This is a genomic window from Aquabacterium sp. (assembly GCF_016195855.1).
Taxonomy (GTDB): Bacteria; Pseudomonadota; Gammaproteobacteria; order Burkholderiales; family Burkholderiaceae_C; genus Aquabacterium.
In genome coordinates this window covers 54186-68332 of sequence record NZ_JACPYU010000012.1, presented here as the reverse complement: position 1 = coordinate 68332, position 14147 = coordinate 54186, and the positions used below count along the sequence as shown (strand labels likewise).

The window sequence follows — 14147 nt, the reverse complement described above, 5'->3', positions numbered from 1 at the left end:
CCGCGCCCGGTGTTGCCTCAGCTCAGGCCGTGCTTGAGCGCGTACTTCACCAGATCGGCGTTGTTGCCGATGTCCAGCTTCTGCATGATGCGCGTCTTGTGCGTGCTGATGGTCTTGGGGCTGAGGTTCAGGCGCTCGGCGATGTGGCCGATGGGCTCGCCCGACACGATCAACCGCAGGACCTGCTCCTCCCGTGCGGACAGGAACTCGTGGCGCTCTTGCGCGAAGGACGATGCCACGGACTCCATCAAGGCCGGGTCGATGTACTTGCCGCCTCTGGCCACCCTGCGGATGGCCGTGAGCACGAACATCGGGTCGCTGCCCTTTGTGACGTAGGCCGATGCGCCCAGCTTCATGGCGCGCTTGATGATCTGGCCTTCGTTGTGCATGGACAGGATCACGACCGGCGGCGCTTCCTCCTGCTCCATGAGCTCCTGCAACAGCGACAGGCCTTGTGCACCCGGAATCGAGAGATCGAGCACCAGGACATCCAAAGGCGTGTCGCTCAGCAGGCGCAGCACCTCCAGGCGGGTGGCTGCACGCCCCACCACTTGCATGTCGGTGGTGGTGGCGATCAATTGCTGGAGCCCTCCGAACACAATCGGATGATCATCGGCGATGGCGATACGAATCGTCACGGTACTGCTGACTGCTTGAATGCGACTGAGATGCAATGAGAGAAGGGCCCGGCCTATGCTCATGCAGGGGACAGGGACTATATGGTTGCGGCCGACTGGAAGGCAATGCGGGCGCCGTTGACCTGGGTCAAGCTTTCATGAAGCCCGCGCGCTTGTGGGGGTGGCGGTTTCACATGGCGAGGCGGCGGGCAGGTCGATCCAGAAGGTGCTGCCCTGGTGTTCCACACTGTGCACGCCGATGTGGCCGTCCATGTTGTCCAGCAGCTTCTTGCAGATGGCCAGGCCGATGCCCGTGCCTTCGATGCCACGTGCACGGGCACCCAGGCGGTTGAAGGGCTTGAACAACTCACCCATCTGATCGGGGCGGATGCCGTAGCCGCGGTCGGTGATGGCCAGGCGGATGCGCCCCTCGGGCGCGGCCACCCGCTCCAGCTTGACGTAGCCACTGGTGTGGCTGTACTTGATCGCGTTGGACAGCAGGTTGAGCAGCACCTGCCGGACACGCAGGCGATCGGCCCTGACCCAGGTGGGCTCCAGCAGGGTGTTGATGACGCTGATCTGTTTGTCGCAGGCCATGGGGTGGAGCAAGGACAGACAGGCCTGCAGCTGTTCGACCAGGTCCACCGCTTCCAGCGTCATCACATCGTGGCCACTTTCGATCTGGGCCAGATCCAGGATGCCGTTGATCAAGCCCATCAGGTGCTGGCCTGCAAACAGGATCTCGCGGGCAAAGCCGGCCTGCCTGGGCTGCGTCAGGTCTTTGCACAGCAACTGGCCAAACCCAAGGATGGCATTGAGCGGCGTCCTCAACTCGTGGCTGATGTTGGAGAGCACCGCCGTCTTGGCCGCGCTGGCCTGCTCGGCACTTTGTTTGGCCGCGCGCAAGGCCGCCTGCCTGGCGATGTCATCGGAGCAGTCCGAGAAGATGTTGAAGAAGAAGGCGGGCATGCCCTCGTGGTTGGCCACGACACCGACGTGGCTGGACGAGGTCATGTGCGAACCATCGGCCCGCAGCAAGGGGACTTTGCCCTGCCAGTGGAAGTCGCACGTCGTGATGCTGTTGAGCCGTTTGAGGTAGCGGACCTTCAGGCGTGCAGGCACAAAATCCAGCACCGAGCGGCCCTGCAGGCCCGACGCGGCATGGCCCAGCAAAGAGGCGGCCGCGTGGTTGGTGTAGATCACCTGCCCGCCGCGATCTGCGATCACCACACCCTGGTCGGTCAAGTCCAGCACCTGTGTGAGCAAGGACGAGTGCGCCTGGGCCAGCAAGCGGTCCGTGATGTCCGTGCGGATGGACACGTACTCCTGCACGGTGCCATGGGCATCACACAAGGGCACGATGGTGGACTTCACCCAGTAGTAGCCGCCGTTCTTGCGGCGGTTGCAGATCACGCCATGCCAGACCTGGCCACTGGCGATGGTGCGCCACAGGTCCTGGTACAAGGCTTCGCCGTGGCGGCCCGACTTGAGGATGCCGTGTGTGCGGCCGATCAGCTCATCGCGGTTGTAGCCACTGATGGCGCAGAAGCGGTCATTGGCCTGGGTGATCACGCCGTGCCGGTCCGTGACGCTCACGATCGCGTGGTGATCAAGCGCGAGCCGCATTTTGGCCAGCGTGCTGTCGGCGGGTTCCATGGCGGGGCTGAAGTTCATGCAGTCGCGTCCATCTCCGTGAGGGGCACTGGCCTTGGGGTTGGTGTGTCTGCCTGGGCGTCTGCCAGGGCTTCGGTTTCTGCTGGCTGAGACAGATGGCAGAGCTGGTAGATCGAGGCCGCTTCGCTCAGGCGCATGGCCTGCTCGTGCAGGGCCATCGTGGCGGCGGCGCCGGTCTCCACCAGATCGCCGTTTTGCTGGGTCAAGGTCTCCAGCTCGGCAATCGCTTCGTTGACGCAGGCCACGCCATCAGCCTGCTGCTCGGCGGCCACGCGGATCTCCTGGGTCAGCTCGTTGAGCGTGCCCACCACACGCTGGATGTTGTCCATGGACGTGCCCGCCTGCTCGACCACATTCAGGCCGGCATCCACCTGGGCCTTGGATGCCTCGATCACGGCCTTGATCTCGTTGGCCGCGTCGGCGCTCTTCTTGGACAAGGCCCGCACCTCGGCCGCCACCACCGCAAAGCCCCGGCCGTGTTCGCCGGCGCGTGCGGCTTCGACCGCCGCGTTCAGTGCCAGGATATTGGTCTGAAACGCGATGGCATCGATCATGGCGGTGATCTCTGACACGCGCTGCCCGGACTGGGCGATGCCGTGCATGGTCTCCAGGGTGCGGGCCATCATGGCCTTGCCATTGCTGGTGGCGCCGTCGGCCTCGCTGGCCAGGCCCGACAGCGATTGCGCGGTGTCCTGGTTGGCCGTGATGGTGGCGGCCAGCTGCTCCATCGCCGAGGCGGTCTCGGCCAGCTTCTCGGTGGCGCGGCCGGTGCGGCCATACAGATCCAGGTTGCCGTCCTGCATCGCCGCCACAGACACCTTGACCTTCTCGACCTGCCCGCGGATGTCGCAGCCCAGGGCCACCAGGTTGAGCCCGGCCTGCTCGATGCCGCGCATCAGGGCGCCGATCTCATCGGCCCGATCGGGAAACAGGGCCTGGGGCTTTTGCCCGCTGGCCACCAGCCGAGCCTGGGCCACCAATTCGGTCAGAGGCCGCAACACCGTGGCGCGCCACCAGGCCAGGACCATGGCGCAGGTGCAGGCCATGATCGCGACGGCGAGGGCGCGTGATTCGGTGCTTTGCGGCAGCAGATCAAGCAAGCTGGTGGCCGCGATGGCCGTGATGCCCAGCGTCAGCCGGTTGCCCACCGACATGTTGCGCACACGATCGAGCCAGACCAGGGCCCCTGATCGCACCAGGCGGCCCTGCCGGAGGCACCAGCCCCGCAGGCGCCCGTCTCGCAGGGCTTCATACAGCGGGGCCATGGCGCGCACCGCATCGGGGTCGGCACGGGTCCGCACGGACATATAGCCCACGACCTCCTTGCCATTGCGGATGGGGGTGACGTTGGCGCGCACCCAATAGTGGTCACCGTCACTGCGGCGGTTCTTGACCAGGGCAGACCAGGTGGCGCCGGCCTTCACCGTCTGCCACAGGTCAGCGAAGGCCTCAGGAGGCATGTCGGGGTGACGCACCAGGTTGTGGGGCTGGCCGTACAACTCGTCCTTGCTGTAGCCCGCTACGCGCAAGAAAGCATCGTTGGCGTAGCGGATGCGACCCTTGGTGTCCGTGGTGGACAGCAGGGTTTCAAATTCGTCGACCGGGTATTCTTTTTGTGTGATCGGCAGGTTTTCACGCATGCACGCTCCGTTATCCCTGTTATTCGCATGGGAAATGATAGGGAGCGGGGTGGGCGCTGTCTGTCAGCGGAACACGTAATCGGATTCAGGAAATCCTGAACGACCATGGTTCAATACGCGGCGACTGAAGTCTGCTCGGCCTGCTGTTTTTTGTACAGCAGATCCAGGCTGCGGTAGATCATCATGTTGTGCATCAGGATCTCATCGAGCGAGGGCTTGAAGCCGGACTGCGTCCAGTTCTTGGCGATGTAGATGGTGGCGCCCACCAGCCCGGAAACGATCACGTCCATGTTGATGCCGTGGCGCTCGACATCGGGGTACATCATGCTGATGAATGCACGCAGCATGCCCTTGAACTCGTTGATGGCCGCTTCTGCACCGCGCATGCCGCTGTCGCTGACGCTCACCGCATCGATCAGCATGACGCGGGCGCGCCGCGGGTCTTCATGCAGGAAGGCATACCAGGCGCGCAACGAGCCTTCGCCCATGGCCATTGGGTCGAGGTGACGTGCACCCTGCACGATGACGGACTGCATCACCCTTTGCTGCAGCTGGCTGCGCAACTCGGCGTAGACGGCATCGAACAGCTCGCCCAGGGCTTTGAAGGACTCGTAGAAATAGCGCTCGGTCAGGCCGGCCTGCGCGCAGATGTCCCGCACGGTGGACAGGTGGTAGCCGCGTGTGCCAAAGACCGCCAGCCCCGCCGCCATGAGCCGACGCTGCCGCTCGCGTCGGCGCTCGGCCGCGTCCACCCCACCGTAGCGACGGGTGACGGTGGCGGCACGTTTTTTCTTGGCGGGCAGGTCGGGCATGGGGCGGCGTCCGGTGCGATCGGTGCAGGTACGCTGCGTGCCGATCTGTGTGCACCGATTCTGCCGGACGACGCATCACACCCCAAGCGTCTGACGGGTCAAACCCCGACGGCGGGCTGACGACAGGGCGCATGCCCCGTCAGGGCTGCTCGGTGTGCGTGGCGCGCTGGGCCTTGGGCGGGGTTTCTTCAGGCGGCATGCCTTGCTGCTCGGCCTTCATGTCTTCCACGGCCTGGCGCAAGGCCACGATCTCCTGGCGCACGGACTGCAGTTGCTGGTGCATGTCGCGCAGGATGTCGTGTTCGACCTTGCGCTCCTGGGTGCCCACGAACATGGCGGCGATGCTGGCCGTGACCAGTGACAGCAGGCCATAACCGAGCAGCACCACGAACACCGAGAAAATGCGCGAGGCTGTGCTGCTGGGCACCACATCGCCATAACCCACCGTGGCCGCGGTCGAGAACGCCAGCCAGAGGCCATCGTGCAGGGAGTTGACCTCAGGGTCCAGCCAGTAAAAGCCGATGCCGCACAAGGCCAGCACGGTGCCGCCCATGGCCAGCAGGCGCGCCAGCCCGGTTTCGGTGAACAAGGGCAGGCTGATCTTGAGCAGGCGGTAGAGCATCAGCACGGCCACGACCAGGCGCCAGATCAGCGCCGGCTCGGACTCGTTGCTCTGCGGCAGCACCGCGTTGAGCAACAGCGCCACCCCCAGAAACCAGTCCAGCTTGATCTCCAGCGGGTGATGCCCCCAGGCCCGGGTCTTGGCGCCATGCTCCGGGCCATGGCGGCTTTGCCCCAGCTTCTGGACGCGCCATGCCGAAACCAGGATCACCACCCCGCTGACCACATACATCCAGGTTGCCCACGTCGCTGGTGTCGGCATCATCGAGTCGTAAAAGGCAGGCACGCTCGCGATCAAGGCGATGAGCATGGGCCAGGGGGATGAAGCGTCGTCGAGAAAGTGGTGGCGTCTGCTTGGCATGGACAGTGTGCGGCGGGGAGGGGGGCTTCAGGGCATCAGGTCGGCAGGAAGCCTTCCACCGACAGGTAGCGCTCGCCTGTGTCATAGCAGAAGCCCAGCACGCGTGCGCCATACGGCAAGTCTGGCAGCTTCTGGGCGATGGCACTGAGCGTGGCACCTGAGGAAATCCCCACCAGCATGCCTTCTTCACGCGCGGCACGGCGGGCGAATTCGCGCGACTCTTCGGCATCGACCTGGATGACGCCGTCCAGCAGGTCGGTGTGCAGGTTGGCGGGGATGAAGCCCGCGCCGATGCCCTGGATGGGGTGGGGCGAGGGCTGGCCCCCGGAGATGACCGGCGAGGCCTTGGGCTCCACGGCATACACCTTCAGCTTGGGCCAGGCGGCCTTGAGCACCTTGGCGCAACCCGTGATGTGGCCACCTGTGCCCACGCCAGTGATCAGTGCGTCCAGGCCTTCTGGGAAATCGGCCAGGATCTCTTGCGCGGTGGTCTGCTCGTGCACGGCGATGTTGGCGGGGTTCTCGAACTGCTGCGGGATCCAGGCCAGCGGGGTTTCGGCGGCCAGCTCCTGGGCACGGGCGATGGCGCCCTTCATGCCCTTTTCGCGCTGGGTCAGGTCGAAGGTGGCGCCGTAGGCCAGCATCAGGCGGCGGCGTTCGATGGACATGCTGTCGGGCATGACCAGGATCAGGCGGTAGCCCTTGACCGCGGCCACCATGGCCAGGCCGATGCCGGTGTTGCCCGAGGTGGGCTCGATGATGGTGCCGCCGGGCTTGAGGGCGCCGCTGCGTTCGGCGTCTTCCACCATGGCCAGCGCGATGCGGTCCTTGATGGAGCCGCCGGGGTTGGCGCGCTCGGCCTTGATCCAGACTTCCGGACCGGTGCCGAACAGGCGGTTCATGCGGATGTGCGGCGTCTTGCCAATGGTGTCGAGGATGTTGAGGGCTTTCATCTTGAACTCCAGGATTTCAGTGCGTTGTGGTGCGCTTGGTTGCGTCAGGGGCGCAAAAGGACGCTGGCCAGACAGGATAAGCCCAGCCCGGGCAGAATGTCGGCCATGAATGACATCAAGTGGATTGTCGCGCCTTGGCGCGTGGTGTGGGTGATCCTGAGCGCGTTCCTGGTGCTCTGCGTGGGTGGGGCTCAGGCTCAAACCTTCTTGCCGCCCGAGAAGGCGTTTCAGGCCAGCGTCAGCCAGGTCGGCCCGCATGCCCTGCAGGTGGACTTCACCCTGGCGCGTGCCGTGTACCTGTACCGCGAACGGCTGGAGGCCCGTGTTGATGCGGGTTCTGGCGCGCCACCTCTTTTGCTGAAGTGGGACCTGCCTCCCGGCCAAGCCAAGCACGACCCCACCTTCGACAAGGTGCTGGAGGTCTACCACGGTGATGTCTCCGGCACGGTCACGGTGCCCGACACCTTGCGTGGCGAGCACGCGCTGACCATCGTCTACCAGGGCTGTGCCGATGCCGGTTTGTGCTACCCGCCGCAGAAAAAGCAGCTGCTGCTCAAGCTCGATGAGCGCGGTCAGATCCTGTCCGTGAACTCGGCTTCTGGTGCCGTGGCAACGGCCTCCGTCAACGCGGCAGACAAGACCCTGCAGGGTGCTGCTGCGGACGGTGGCGCGGATGACGGGGGGATCGGCCGGGCCCTGGCTTCGGGCCAATGGTGGACGGTGGTGCCGGTGTTCCTGCTGGCCGGCATCCTGCTGTCGCTGACGCCCTGCGTGCTGCCCATGGTGCCCATCCTGTCGTCCATCATCGTGGGGCAGAAGGGGCATGTCAGCCGCGGGCGGGGCTTTGCCCTGGCGCTGAGCTACTCGCAGGGCATGGCCCTGGTCTACACGGCGTTGGGTGTGGCCGCCGGTTTGCTCGGGCAAGGCCTGGCTGCCTACCTGCAGCACCCCTGGGTGGTGCTGGTGTTCGCCGCGCTGATGGTGTTGCTGGCCCTGTCCATGTTCGGCTTGTATGAGCTGCAACTGCCGCCCGCCGTGCAAAGCTGGCTGGGTGCCGGCTCCAGCCAGCTGCCCGGTGGCAAGTTCATCAGCGTGTTCGCCATGGGGGTGGTGTCGGCCCTGGTGGTCAGCCCCTGCGTGTCGGCGCCGCTGGCCGGTGCGCTGCTCTACATCAGCCAGACGCACAACGTGGTGCTGGGCGGCACCGCGCTTTACGCCATGGCCTGGGGCATGAGCCTGCCCTTGTTGCTGGTGGGCCTGTCGGCCGGCAGCCTGCTGCCACGCACGGGGCCCTGGATGAAGGCCGTCAAGGCCTTGTTCGGCGTGCTGATGCTGGGCATGGCCGTGTGGGTGGCCCGCCCGGCCTGGCCGTATCTGCAGTCCCTGGTGGGGCAGGCGCCGGCCGTGTCGGCGCACCACAGCGTGCTGCCTTTCGAGCGCGTGCGCAACGTGGCCGAGCTGGATGCCGCACTGGCGCAGGCCAAGGCGCAGGGCAAGCCCGTGATGCTGGACTTCTACGCCGACTGGTGCACCTCCTGCCTGGAGATGGAGCACGCCACCTTCTCTGACCCGCAGGTGCAGGCACGCCTGAAGGGCGCGGTGCTGCTGCAGGCTGACGTCACCGTCAACACGGCCGACGACCGCGCCTTGTTGCAGCGCTTCAAGTTGTTCGGCCCGCCCGGCCTGATCTTCTTTGATGCGCAGGGGCAGGAGCGCACGGCCGCCCAGGTGGTGGGCTTCCAGAAGCCAGAAGACTTTCTGCGCAGCCTCGAAAAAGCTGGGCTTTGACCGCGGGTGGGGCGATAATCGGGCCCGTGAAGTCAGCCAGACCGTCGCTGGTGCAAGGATCGAAAGGTCGCACTGGAGGAAGGTCCGGACTGCACAGGGCAGCGTAGGAGGTAACACCTCTCCACCGCAAGGTGAGGATCAGAGCAACAGAGACGAGCCGGTTAAGTCCGGGTGAAACGGGCAATCTCTACGCGCAGCAACACCAAATAGGCACACACTGAACGGCATGGTCATGCCGTGTCGTTCTACCCCTGGCCCGGGGGCTGTGTGCGGGTAGGTGGCATCGAGCCGTTCTGGTGACAGGCGGCCCAGAGGAATGGCGGTCACAGCTCAGCGTCGCGAGACACGGGGCTGCACAGAATCCGGCCTATCGGCTGACTTCACACTTTTTTCACATTGGTGGCCTGATCCAGGTCACTTATTCGCGCTGACGCATTCAAGTTCTGCGTTTTACTGGCCGAAATCTCCGGCGTATTGCGGAGAGTTTGACCATGAATGTAGCGTTGCGTGAGCGTCTTGCCCCTGTTTTTGCCCTGGCGGCCAGCATGGCCCTGGTGATGGGGGCCTATGCGGCCGAGGCGCACGGCCATGCCGATGAGTCGCTGGACCCCGGCGAGACCAAGGAAACGAGCATCAAACCCTCGCTCAAGCCCAACTTGAAGGCCGAGGCGCAGAACGTCGAGGGTCGTGGCGAGTCGCGTGGCGAAAGCCGCAGCGCCAAGAGCAGCAAGGGTGACAAGCGCGAAGCGACACGTGAGGCCAGCCGCGAGTCCACGGGCAAGGCCGATGCCAAGGCCGAAAGCGCCTCGGACGCCAAATCGAATGTGTCCATGTCCGAGTTGCGTGACCTGATCGACCAGAAGATCGCCGAGGTGCGCACCAAGCGCGAAGCCCCGCCCGTGGTGCAAGTGCGCGCCAAGCCCGCGGCCCGCACGGCCAGGGCTGCCTCGGGGGTGCGTGGCGGCGGCAGAGCGCTGGCCATGAACGACCCGCAAGGCGCGCTCCTGCCTCAGGAACCGCATGAGGCTGCGCTGGCGGGCAGCAAGCCCGGCAAGCCCGCATCCTCGTCCACAACTCGGCTGCTGGATGCCCATGGCCACGATGTGCATTGGGCTTATGCAGGCGACACCGGCCCCGAGAGCTGGGGCCGTCTCAAGCCCGAGTTCCAGCAATGCATGGTGGGCAAGCGCCAGAGCCCCATCGACATCCGCGACGGCATCCCCGTGCAACTGGACCCGATCCAGTTCGACTACCGCCCCTCCAACTTCCGCGTGATCGACAACGGCCACACCGTGCAGGTCAACGTCGAGCCGGGTAATGGCATCACCGTGATGGGCCACCGCTACGAGCTGGTGCAGTTCCACTTCCACCGCCCGAGCGAAGAGCGCATCAATGGCCGCCAGTACGAGATGGTGGCCCACCTGGTTCACAAGGACATCGACGGCAAGCTGGCCGTGGTGGCCGTGCTGATGGACCAGGGCAAGGCCCACCCGCTGGTGCAGCAGGTCTGGAACAACCTGCCGCTGGAAAAGAACATGGAGCAGGGCGCCATGAGCCAGATCGACCTGGGCCAGTTGCTGCCTGAGCAGCGCCAGTACTACACCTACATGGGCTCGCTGACCACGCCGCCGTGTTCGGAAGGCGTCTTGTGGATGGTGATGAAGCAACCGGCCGGCGTCTCGCGTGAGCAGATCGGCGTGTTCGCCAAGCTCTACCCGATGAACGCACGGCCTGTGCAGTCGCAATCCGGCCGGCTGATCAAGGACGGTCAGTAAGCGATCAGTAAACGCGCCCGCCCTTGATCTGGGCGTGCGTACGGCGGGACAGGTCCGTCGCCTTGGCCATCTGCGCCATGGCATGGCCGGCATGCGCATGGCAGATCGCCAGGCCCAAGGCATCGGCTGCATCGTTGTGCGGCTCGCGGGGCAGGCTCAGCAGGCGCATCACCATGTGGCGGATCTGGGCCTTGGCTGCGTGACCATGCCCCACCACCGCCTTCTTCATCTGCAAGGCCGTGTACTCCGACACCAAGGGTGACACCGGCGTGCTCAACAGCCCGGCAATGGCCGCGCCGCGCGCCTGGCCCAGCAGCAGCGTGGACTGCGGGTTCACGTTGACGAACACGATTTCGACCGAGGCCTGCTGCGGTTCGTAACGCCCCACCACCTCGCGCACGCCTTCGAAGATCAGCTTCAGGCGCGTGGGCAGGTCGCCCTGCGCGGCTTCTTTGGTCTTGATGGTGCCGCTGGCCACATAGTGCAGACGTGGGCCATCGGCTTCGATGACGCCAAAGCCGGTGGTCTGCAGACCGGGGTCGATGCCGAGAATGATCATGAGGCCGACAGGATAAGCCCTGTCAGCCCTGCCCACGCAGCGACGAAGCAATCATGGGCCACAGCGCCTGGTGTGAGGCACGAAACCAGTCGATGTGGCCGATGGCCTTGAGCCCGTGGCTGGCGGGCTTGATGCGCATGGCTTGCTTTTGCGTCGAGGGGAAGGTGCGCAGCAAGTCGGCCACGGTGGTGGGGGTGGCGATGTCGTCATCCTCCGCATAGAGCACCGTGATGGGCGTGCGCACCTCGGCGTGGAAGTCCTGCTCGGGCTTGCCGCGGATGGCGTTGGTGGCGTAGCCGCCTGCGGCACACCATTGGCCCCACTGGCGCGCCACGCCGGCGGGCAGGTCTTCGCCCAGGCCCACGGCCGATGTCGGCCCATAACCTTTGACCAGGGTGCCCAGTGGCACAAGGCAACGCAGGCCCAGGTGGGCCTTGAGCCGAAAGCCCAGGCGCATGCCGCGGAACCAACCCGTGGACGCCGACACCCCCACCAGGCGCGCGACACGCTGATGGTTGGGCAAGAGGCCGATCATCTGGCCGCCGGCGCTGTGGCCCAGCATCAGCACCTGGTCGCGGCCCGTGCGTTGCAGCAGCCAGTCGAGCGCGGCCACCTGGTCCAGCTGGCCCCACTCGGCCAGCGTGGCCTTGTTGTGCTTGAGATGGCCATGGCGCGACAGGCCGATGCCGCGGTAATCGAACACCAGCACGTCATGGCCTTGTGCGGCCAGCCAGCTCACAAAGCGCAGGTAGAAGTGCTGCTTGACGCCGGTGGCCGGGCTCAGCAGCACGGGCAGGCCGGGGGCGCCACCGCTGGCTGGCGCGAAGTGGCCTTGCAGGTGCACACCGTCTGCGCAGGTGATGGTGATGGATTCGAGGTCACTCATGGTGGGGCTCCGGTGGGGTGGTGGCGTCAAGCTGCTGGACATGCGTCAGCCAGCGCGCCACGGTTTGCAGCTCGGCTTCGGTGAAGCCGGCCGTGAGGCGTTCATTGATGAGGGCCAGGGCCTCGCGCAAGGGGGGCAACTGGGCGCGGCCAGCGGCCAGCAGCCACACGCGCTGGGTGCGGGCGTCTTCAGGGCAGGGCCGGCGTTGCACCCAGCCCAGGGCCTCCAGGCGCTGGACCAGGCCGGACACGGCCGAGGGCGCGAGGTCCAGCTCGGTGGCCAGCTGGCCCATGGTGGCGCCGTCTTGCCGGGCGAGCACGAACAGCACGCCGGCCTGCACGGCCGTGGGCGGCGCATGGCCTTCATGCCTGCTTGAGGCGGTTTGCGCATGCAGCGCACCGATCCAGGCCTGCAGCCGCCGCTGGGCGCTGTTGAGCAGAAAGACAAGGCGAGGGCGTTTGGGTGTCATGGGTGGATTTATTTCGCATGCGAAATATATGCATAAACAAAAACCGACGTTGAAGGTCGGTTTTTGCGGCCGGCTTTGGGGTGACCTCAGGCCGGCTGTCGCGATTCAGCGGGTGCTGATCAATGACGGAAGTGGCGCGTGCCGGTGAACACCATGGCAATGCCACGCTCGTCGGCGGCGGCGATCACTTCGTCGTCGCGCATCGAGCCACCCGGGTGGATCACGCAGGTGGCGCCTGCGTCAACCACCACGTCCAGGCCGTCGCGGAACGGGAAGAAGGCGTCCGACGCCACGGCCGTGCCTTGCAGGGTCAAACCAGCATGGCCAGCCTTGATCGAGGCGATGCGGGCCGAGTCCAGGCGGCTCATCTGGCCGGCGCCCACGCCCATGGTCATGCCGTCCTTGCAGAACACGATGGCGTTGCTCTTGACGAAGCGGGCCACGGTCCAGGCAAACAGCATGTCCTTGAGTTGTTGCTCGGTGGGTTGCAGCTTGGACACGACCTTGATGTCACCCACCAGGTCGATGTTGTCCGCCGATTGCAGCAGCATGCCACCGCCCACGCGTTTGAAGTCCAGTGCATTGGACAGGCCACGGGTGGCATCGGTCAGAGGCACTTCCAGCAGGCGCACGTTCTGCTTGGAGGCATAGGCGGCGCGGGCAGCGTCGGTGAACTTCGGTGCGATCACCACTTCCACGAACTGCTTGTTGGCGTTGATGGCCTCGATCACGTCAAAGTCCACCGTGCGGTTGAAGGCCATGATGCCGCCGAAGGCCGAGGTCGGGTCGGTCTTGAGGGCCTTGGTGTAGGCCTCCAGCGGGCCGGCGCCGATGGCCACGCCGCAGGGGTTGGCGTGCTTGATGATCACGCAGGCGGGCACCTCAAAGGCCTTGACGCATTCCCAGGCCGCATCGGCATCGGCGATGTTGTTGAAGGACAGTTCCTTGCCTTGAATCTGCGTCCAGTTGGACAGCACGCTGACCGCAGGCGAAGCCTCGCGGTAGAAGGCGGCCGACTGGTGCGGGTTCTCGCCGTAACGCATGCCTTGCACCTTGTGCAGCTGCAGGTTGAAGACGGCAGGGTAGGCTTCCTTGGCCGGCACGGCTTCGGTTTTCAATTCCGAGCCGGCTTCCAGCGACGTCAGGTAGTTGGTGATCATGCCGTCGTAGGCGGCGGTGTGCGCGAACACCTTCTTGGCGAGCATGAACTTGGTCGAGCGGGTGATGCCCTCGGCCTTCATCTCGGACAGCACTTGCTCGTAGTCGATCGGGTCGATGATCACGGCCACGTCCTGCCAGTTCTTGGCGGCGGCGCGCAGCATGGTGGGGCCGCCGATGTCGATGTTCTCGATGGCGTTTTCCAGCGTGCAGTCGGCCTTGGCGGTGGCCTGGGCGAAGGGGTAGAGGTTGACCACCAGCATGTCGATGGTCTCGATGCCGTGGGCCTTCAGGGCGGCCATGTGCTCGGGCAGGTCGCGGCGGGCCAGGATGCCGCCGTGCACGCGGGGGTGCAGGGTCTTGACGCGGCCGTCGAGCATCTCGGGGAAGCCGGTCACTTCGGAGACCTCGGTCACGGGCAGGCCTTTTTCGGCCAGCAGCTTGGCGGTGCCGCCGGTGGACAGCAGGCGCACGCCTTGCGCGTGCAGGGCCTGGGCAAATTCAACGATGCCGGTCTTGTCGGACACGGACAGCAAGGCGGTCAAAGCCATGGTTTTTCCTTCAGTTCAAAGAGCGGGGATACAGGGGGAATGCTTTATTTGATGAGCTTGTGCTCAAGCAGCTTGCGGCGCAGCGTGTTGCGGTTGATGCCCAGCCACTCGGCGGCCTTGGACTGGTTGCCATCGGCGCGCAGCATGACCACCTCCAGCATGGGGCGCTCCACCGCGTTGACGACCATGTCGTACACGGCATTGGGCTCGGCGCCACGCAGATCGTGGAAGTAGCTGTCCAGGTTGTCTCGGATGCAGTCTTGGATGTTCTTCTTGCTCATGA

General features: G+C 65.3%; 13 protein-coding genes and 1 other RNA gene. 3 read left to right on the top strand and 11 right to left on the bottom strand.

Translation table 11 applies throughout. The features are described from left to right. Nucleotides 1–17: 17 nt before the first annotated feature. From HY019_RS10445 to cysK, 6 genes are all read right to left on the bottom strand, one after another. Nucleotides 18–638, bottom strand: a complete 621-nt coding sequence (locus HY019_RS10445) for a response regulator transcription factor (RefSeq protein WP_290691725.1) — start codon at nt 636–638, stop codon at nt 18–20. Between the two features lie 135 nt (nt 639–773). Further along, nucleotides 774–2291 carry a PAS domain S-box protein gene (locus HY019_RS10440; RefSeq protein WP_290691723.1) on the bottom strand — a complete coding sequence of 506 codons (1518 nt, stop codon included), beginning with the start codon at nt 2289–2291 and terminating at the stop codon, nt 774–776. Continuing rightward, nucleotides 2288–3931, bottom strand: a complete 1644-nt coding sequence (locus tag HY019_RS10435; RefSeq protein WP_290691721.1) for a PAS domain-containing methyl-accepting chemotaxis protein — start codon at nt 3929–3931, stop codon at nt 2288–2290. Before HY019_RS10435 ends, HY019_RS10440 begins: the two co-directional genes overlap by 4 nt. 110 nt (nt 3932–4041) lie before the next feature. Beyond that, nucleotides 4042–4743: a TetR/AcrR family transcriptional regulator gene (locus HY019_RS10430; RefSeq protein WP_290691719.1), complete on the bottom strand. Its 702-nt coding sequence runs from the start codon at nt 4741–4743 to the stop codon at nt 4042–4044. A gap of 139 nt (nt 4744–4882) precedes the next feature. Further along, nucleotides 4883–5725: a potassium channel family protein gene (locus HY019_RS10425; protein ID WP_290691716.1), complete on the bottom strand. Its 843-nt coding sequence runs from the start codon at nt 5723–5725 to the stop codon at nt 4883–4885. Between the two features lie 35 nt (nt 5726–5760). Then, a complete protein-coding gene (gene cysK, locus HY019_RS10420; RefSeq protein WP_290691714.1) occupies nt 5761–6678 on the bottom strand; it encodes a cysteine synthase A in 918 nt (305 codons plus the stop codon). A gap of 105 nt (nt 6679–6783) precedes the next feature. On the opposite strand from cysK, the gene dsbD reads away from it, so the two are divergent. The 3 genes from dsbD to HY019_RS10405 all read left to right on the top strand — a co-directional run bounded on the left by dsbD (nt 6784) and on the right by HY019_RS10405 (nt 10241). Next, on the top strand, nt 6784–8466 hold the full coding sequence (gene dsbD, locus HY019_RS10415) for a protein-disulfide reductase DsbD (protein WP_290691712.1): 1683 nt from the start codon (nt 6784–6786) through the stop codon (nt 8464–8466). Between the two features lie 28 nt (nt 8467–8494). Continuing rightward, an RNA gene (rnpB, locus tag HY019_RS10410) (RNase P RNA component class A) lies at nt 8495–8852 on the top strand. A gap of 105 nt (nt 8853–8957) precedes the next feature. After that, on the top strand, nt 8958–10241 hold the full coding sequence (locus HY019_RS10405) for a carbonic anhydrase family protein (protein ID WP_290691710.1): 1284 nt from the start codon (nt 8958–8960) through the stop codon (nt 10239–10241). A 4-nt stretch (nt 10242–10245) separates the two neighbouring features. On the opposite strand, the gene ruvC is transcribed toward HY019_RS10405, so the two are convergent. From ruvC to HY019_RS10380, 5 genes are all read right to left on the bottom strand, one after another. Beyond that, a complete protein-coding gene (gene ruvC, locus HY019_RS10400) occupies nt 10246–10800 on the bottom strand; it encodes a crossover junction endodeoxyribonuclease RuvC (protein WP_290691708.1) in 555 nt (184 codons plus the stop codon). 22 nt (nt 10801–10822) lie between these two features. After that, entirely contained in the window at nt 10823–11686 is an 864-nt protein-coding gene (locus HY019_RS10395; RefSeq protein ID WP_290691706.1) for an alpha/beta fold hydrolase, read from the bottom strand. Then, the gene (locus tag HY019_RS10390; RefSeq protein WP_290691702.1) at nt 11679–12155 is read right to left on the bottom strand and encodes a MarR family transcriptional regulator; all 477 of its coding nucleotides are present in this window, start codon (nt 12153–12155) and stop codon (nt 11679–11681) included. The genes HY019_RS10395 and HY019_RS10390 overlap by 8 nt, the downstream gene beginning before the upstream one ends. Nucleotides 12156–12274: 119 nt before the next feature. Continuing rightward, the gene (gene purH / locus HY019_RS10385) at nt 12275–13864 is read right to left on the bottom strand and encodes a bifunctional phosphoribosylaminoimidazolecarboxamide formyltransferase/IMP cyclohydrolase (protein ID WP_290691697.1); all 1590 of its coding nucleotides are present in this window, start codon (nt 13862–13864) and stop codon (nt 12275–12277) included. 44 nt (nt 13865–13908) lie between these two features. Beyond that, on the bottom strand, nt 13909–14145 hold the full coding sequence (locus HY019_RS10380) for a Fis family transcriptional regulator (protein ID WP_290691695.1): 237 nt from the start codon (nt 14143–14145) through the stop codon (nt 13909–13911). Between the last annotated feature and the right edge of the window lie 2 nt (nt 14146–14147).

Bases quoted from the DNA above. Each gene is read 5' to 3' on its own strand.
- HY019_RS10390 (WP_290691702.1), bottom strand. From the start codon at position 12,155: ATGACACCCAAACGCCCTCGCCTTGTCTTTCTGCTCAACAGCGCCCAG.
- HY019_RS10430 (WP_290691719.1), bottom strand. From the start codon at position 4,743: ATGCCCGACCTGCCCGCCAAGAAAAAACGTGCCGCCACCGTCACCCGT.
- cysK (WP_290691714.1), bottom strand. From the start codon at position 6,678: ATGAAAGCCCTCAACATCCTCGACACCATTGGCAAGACGCCGCACATC.
- purH (WP_290691697.1), bottom strand. From the start codon at position 13,864: ATGGCTTTGACCGCCTTGCTGTCCGTGTCCGACAAGACCGGCATCGTT.
- dsbD (WP_290691712.1), top strand. From the start codon at position 6,784: ATGAATGACATCAAGTGGATTGTCGCGCCTTGGCGCGTGGTGTGGGTG.
- HY019_RS10435 (WP_290691721.1), bottom strand. From the start codon at position 3,931: ATGCGTGAAAACCTGCCGATCACACAAAAAGAATACCCGGTCGACGAA.
- HY019_RS10380 (WP_290691695.1), bottom strand. From the start codon at position 14,145: ATGAGCAAGAAGAACATCCAAGACTGCATCCGAGACAACCTGGACAGC.
- HY019_RS10395 (WP_290691706.1), bottom strand. From the start codon at position 11,686: ATGAGTGACCTCGAATCCATCACCATCACCTGCGCAGACGGTGTGCAC.
- ruvC (WP_290691708.1), bottom strand. From the start codon at position 10,800: ATGATCATTCTCGGCATCGACCCCGGTCTGCAGACCACCGGCTTTGGC.
- HY019_RS10425 (WP_290691716.1), bottom strand. From the start codon at position 5,725: ATGCCAAGCAGACGCCACCACTTTCTCGACGACGCTTCATCCCCCTGG.
- HY019_RS10405 (WP_290691710.1), top strand. From the start codon at position 8,958: ATGAATGTAGCGTTGCGTGAGCGTCTTGCCCCTGTTTTTGCCCTGGCG.
- HY019_RS10440 (WP_290691723.1), bottom strand. From the start codon at position 2,291: ATGAACTTCAGCCCCGCCATGGAACCCGCCGACAGCACGCTGGCCAAA.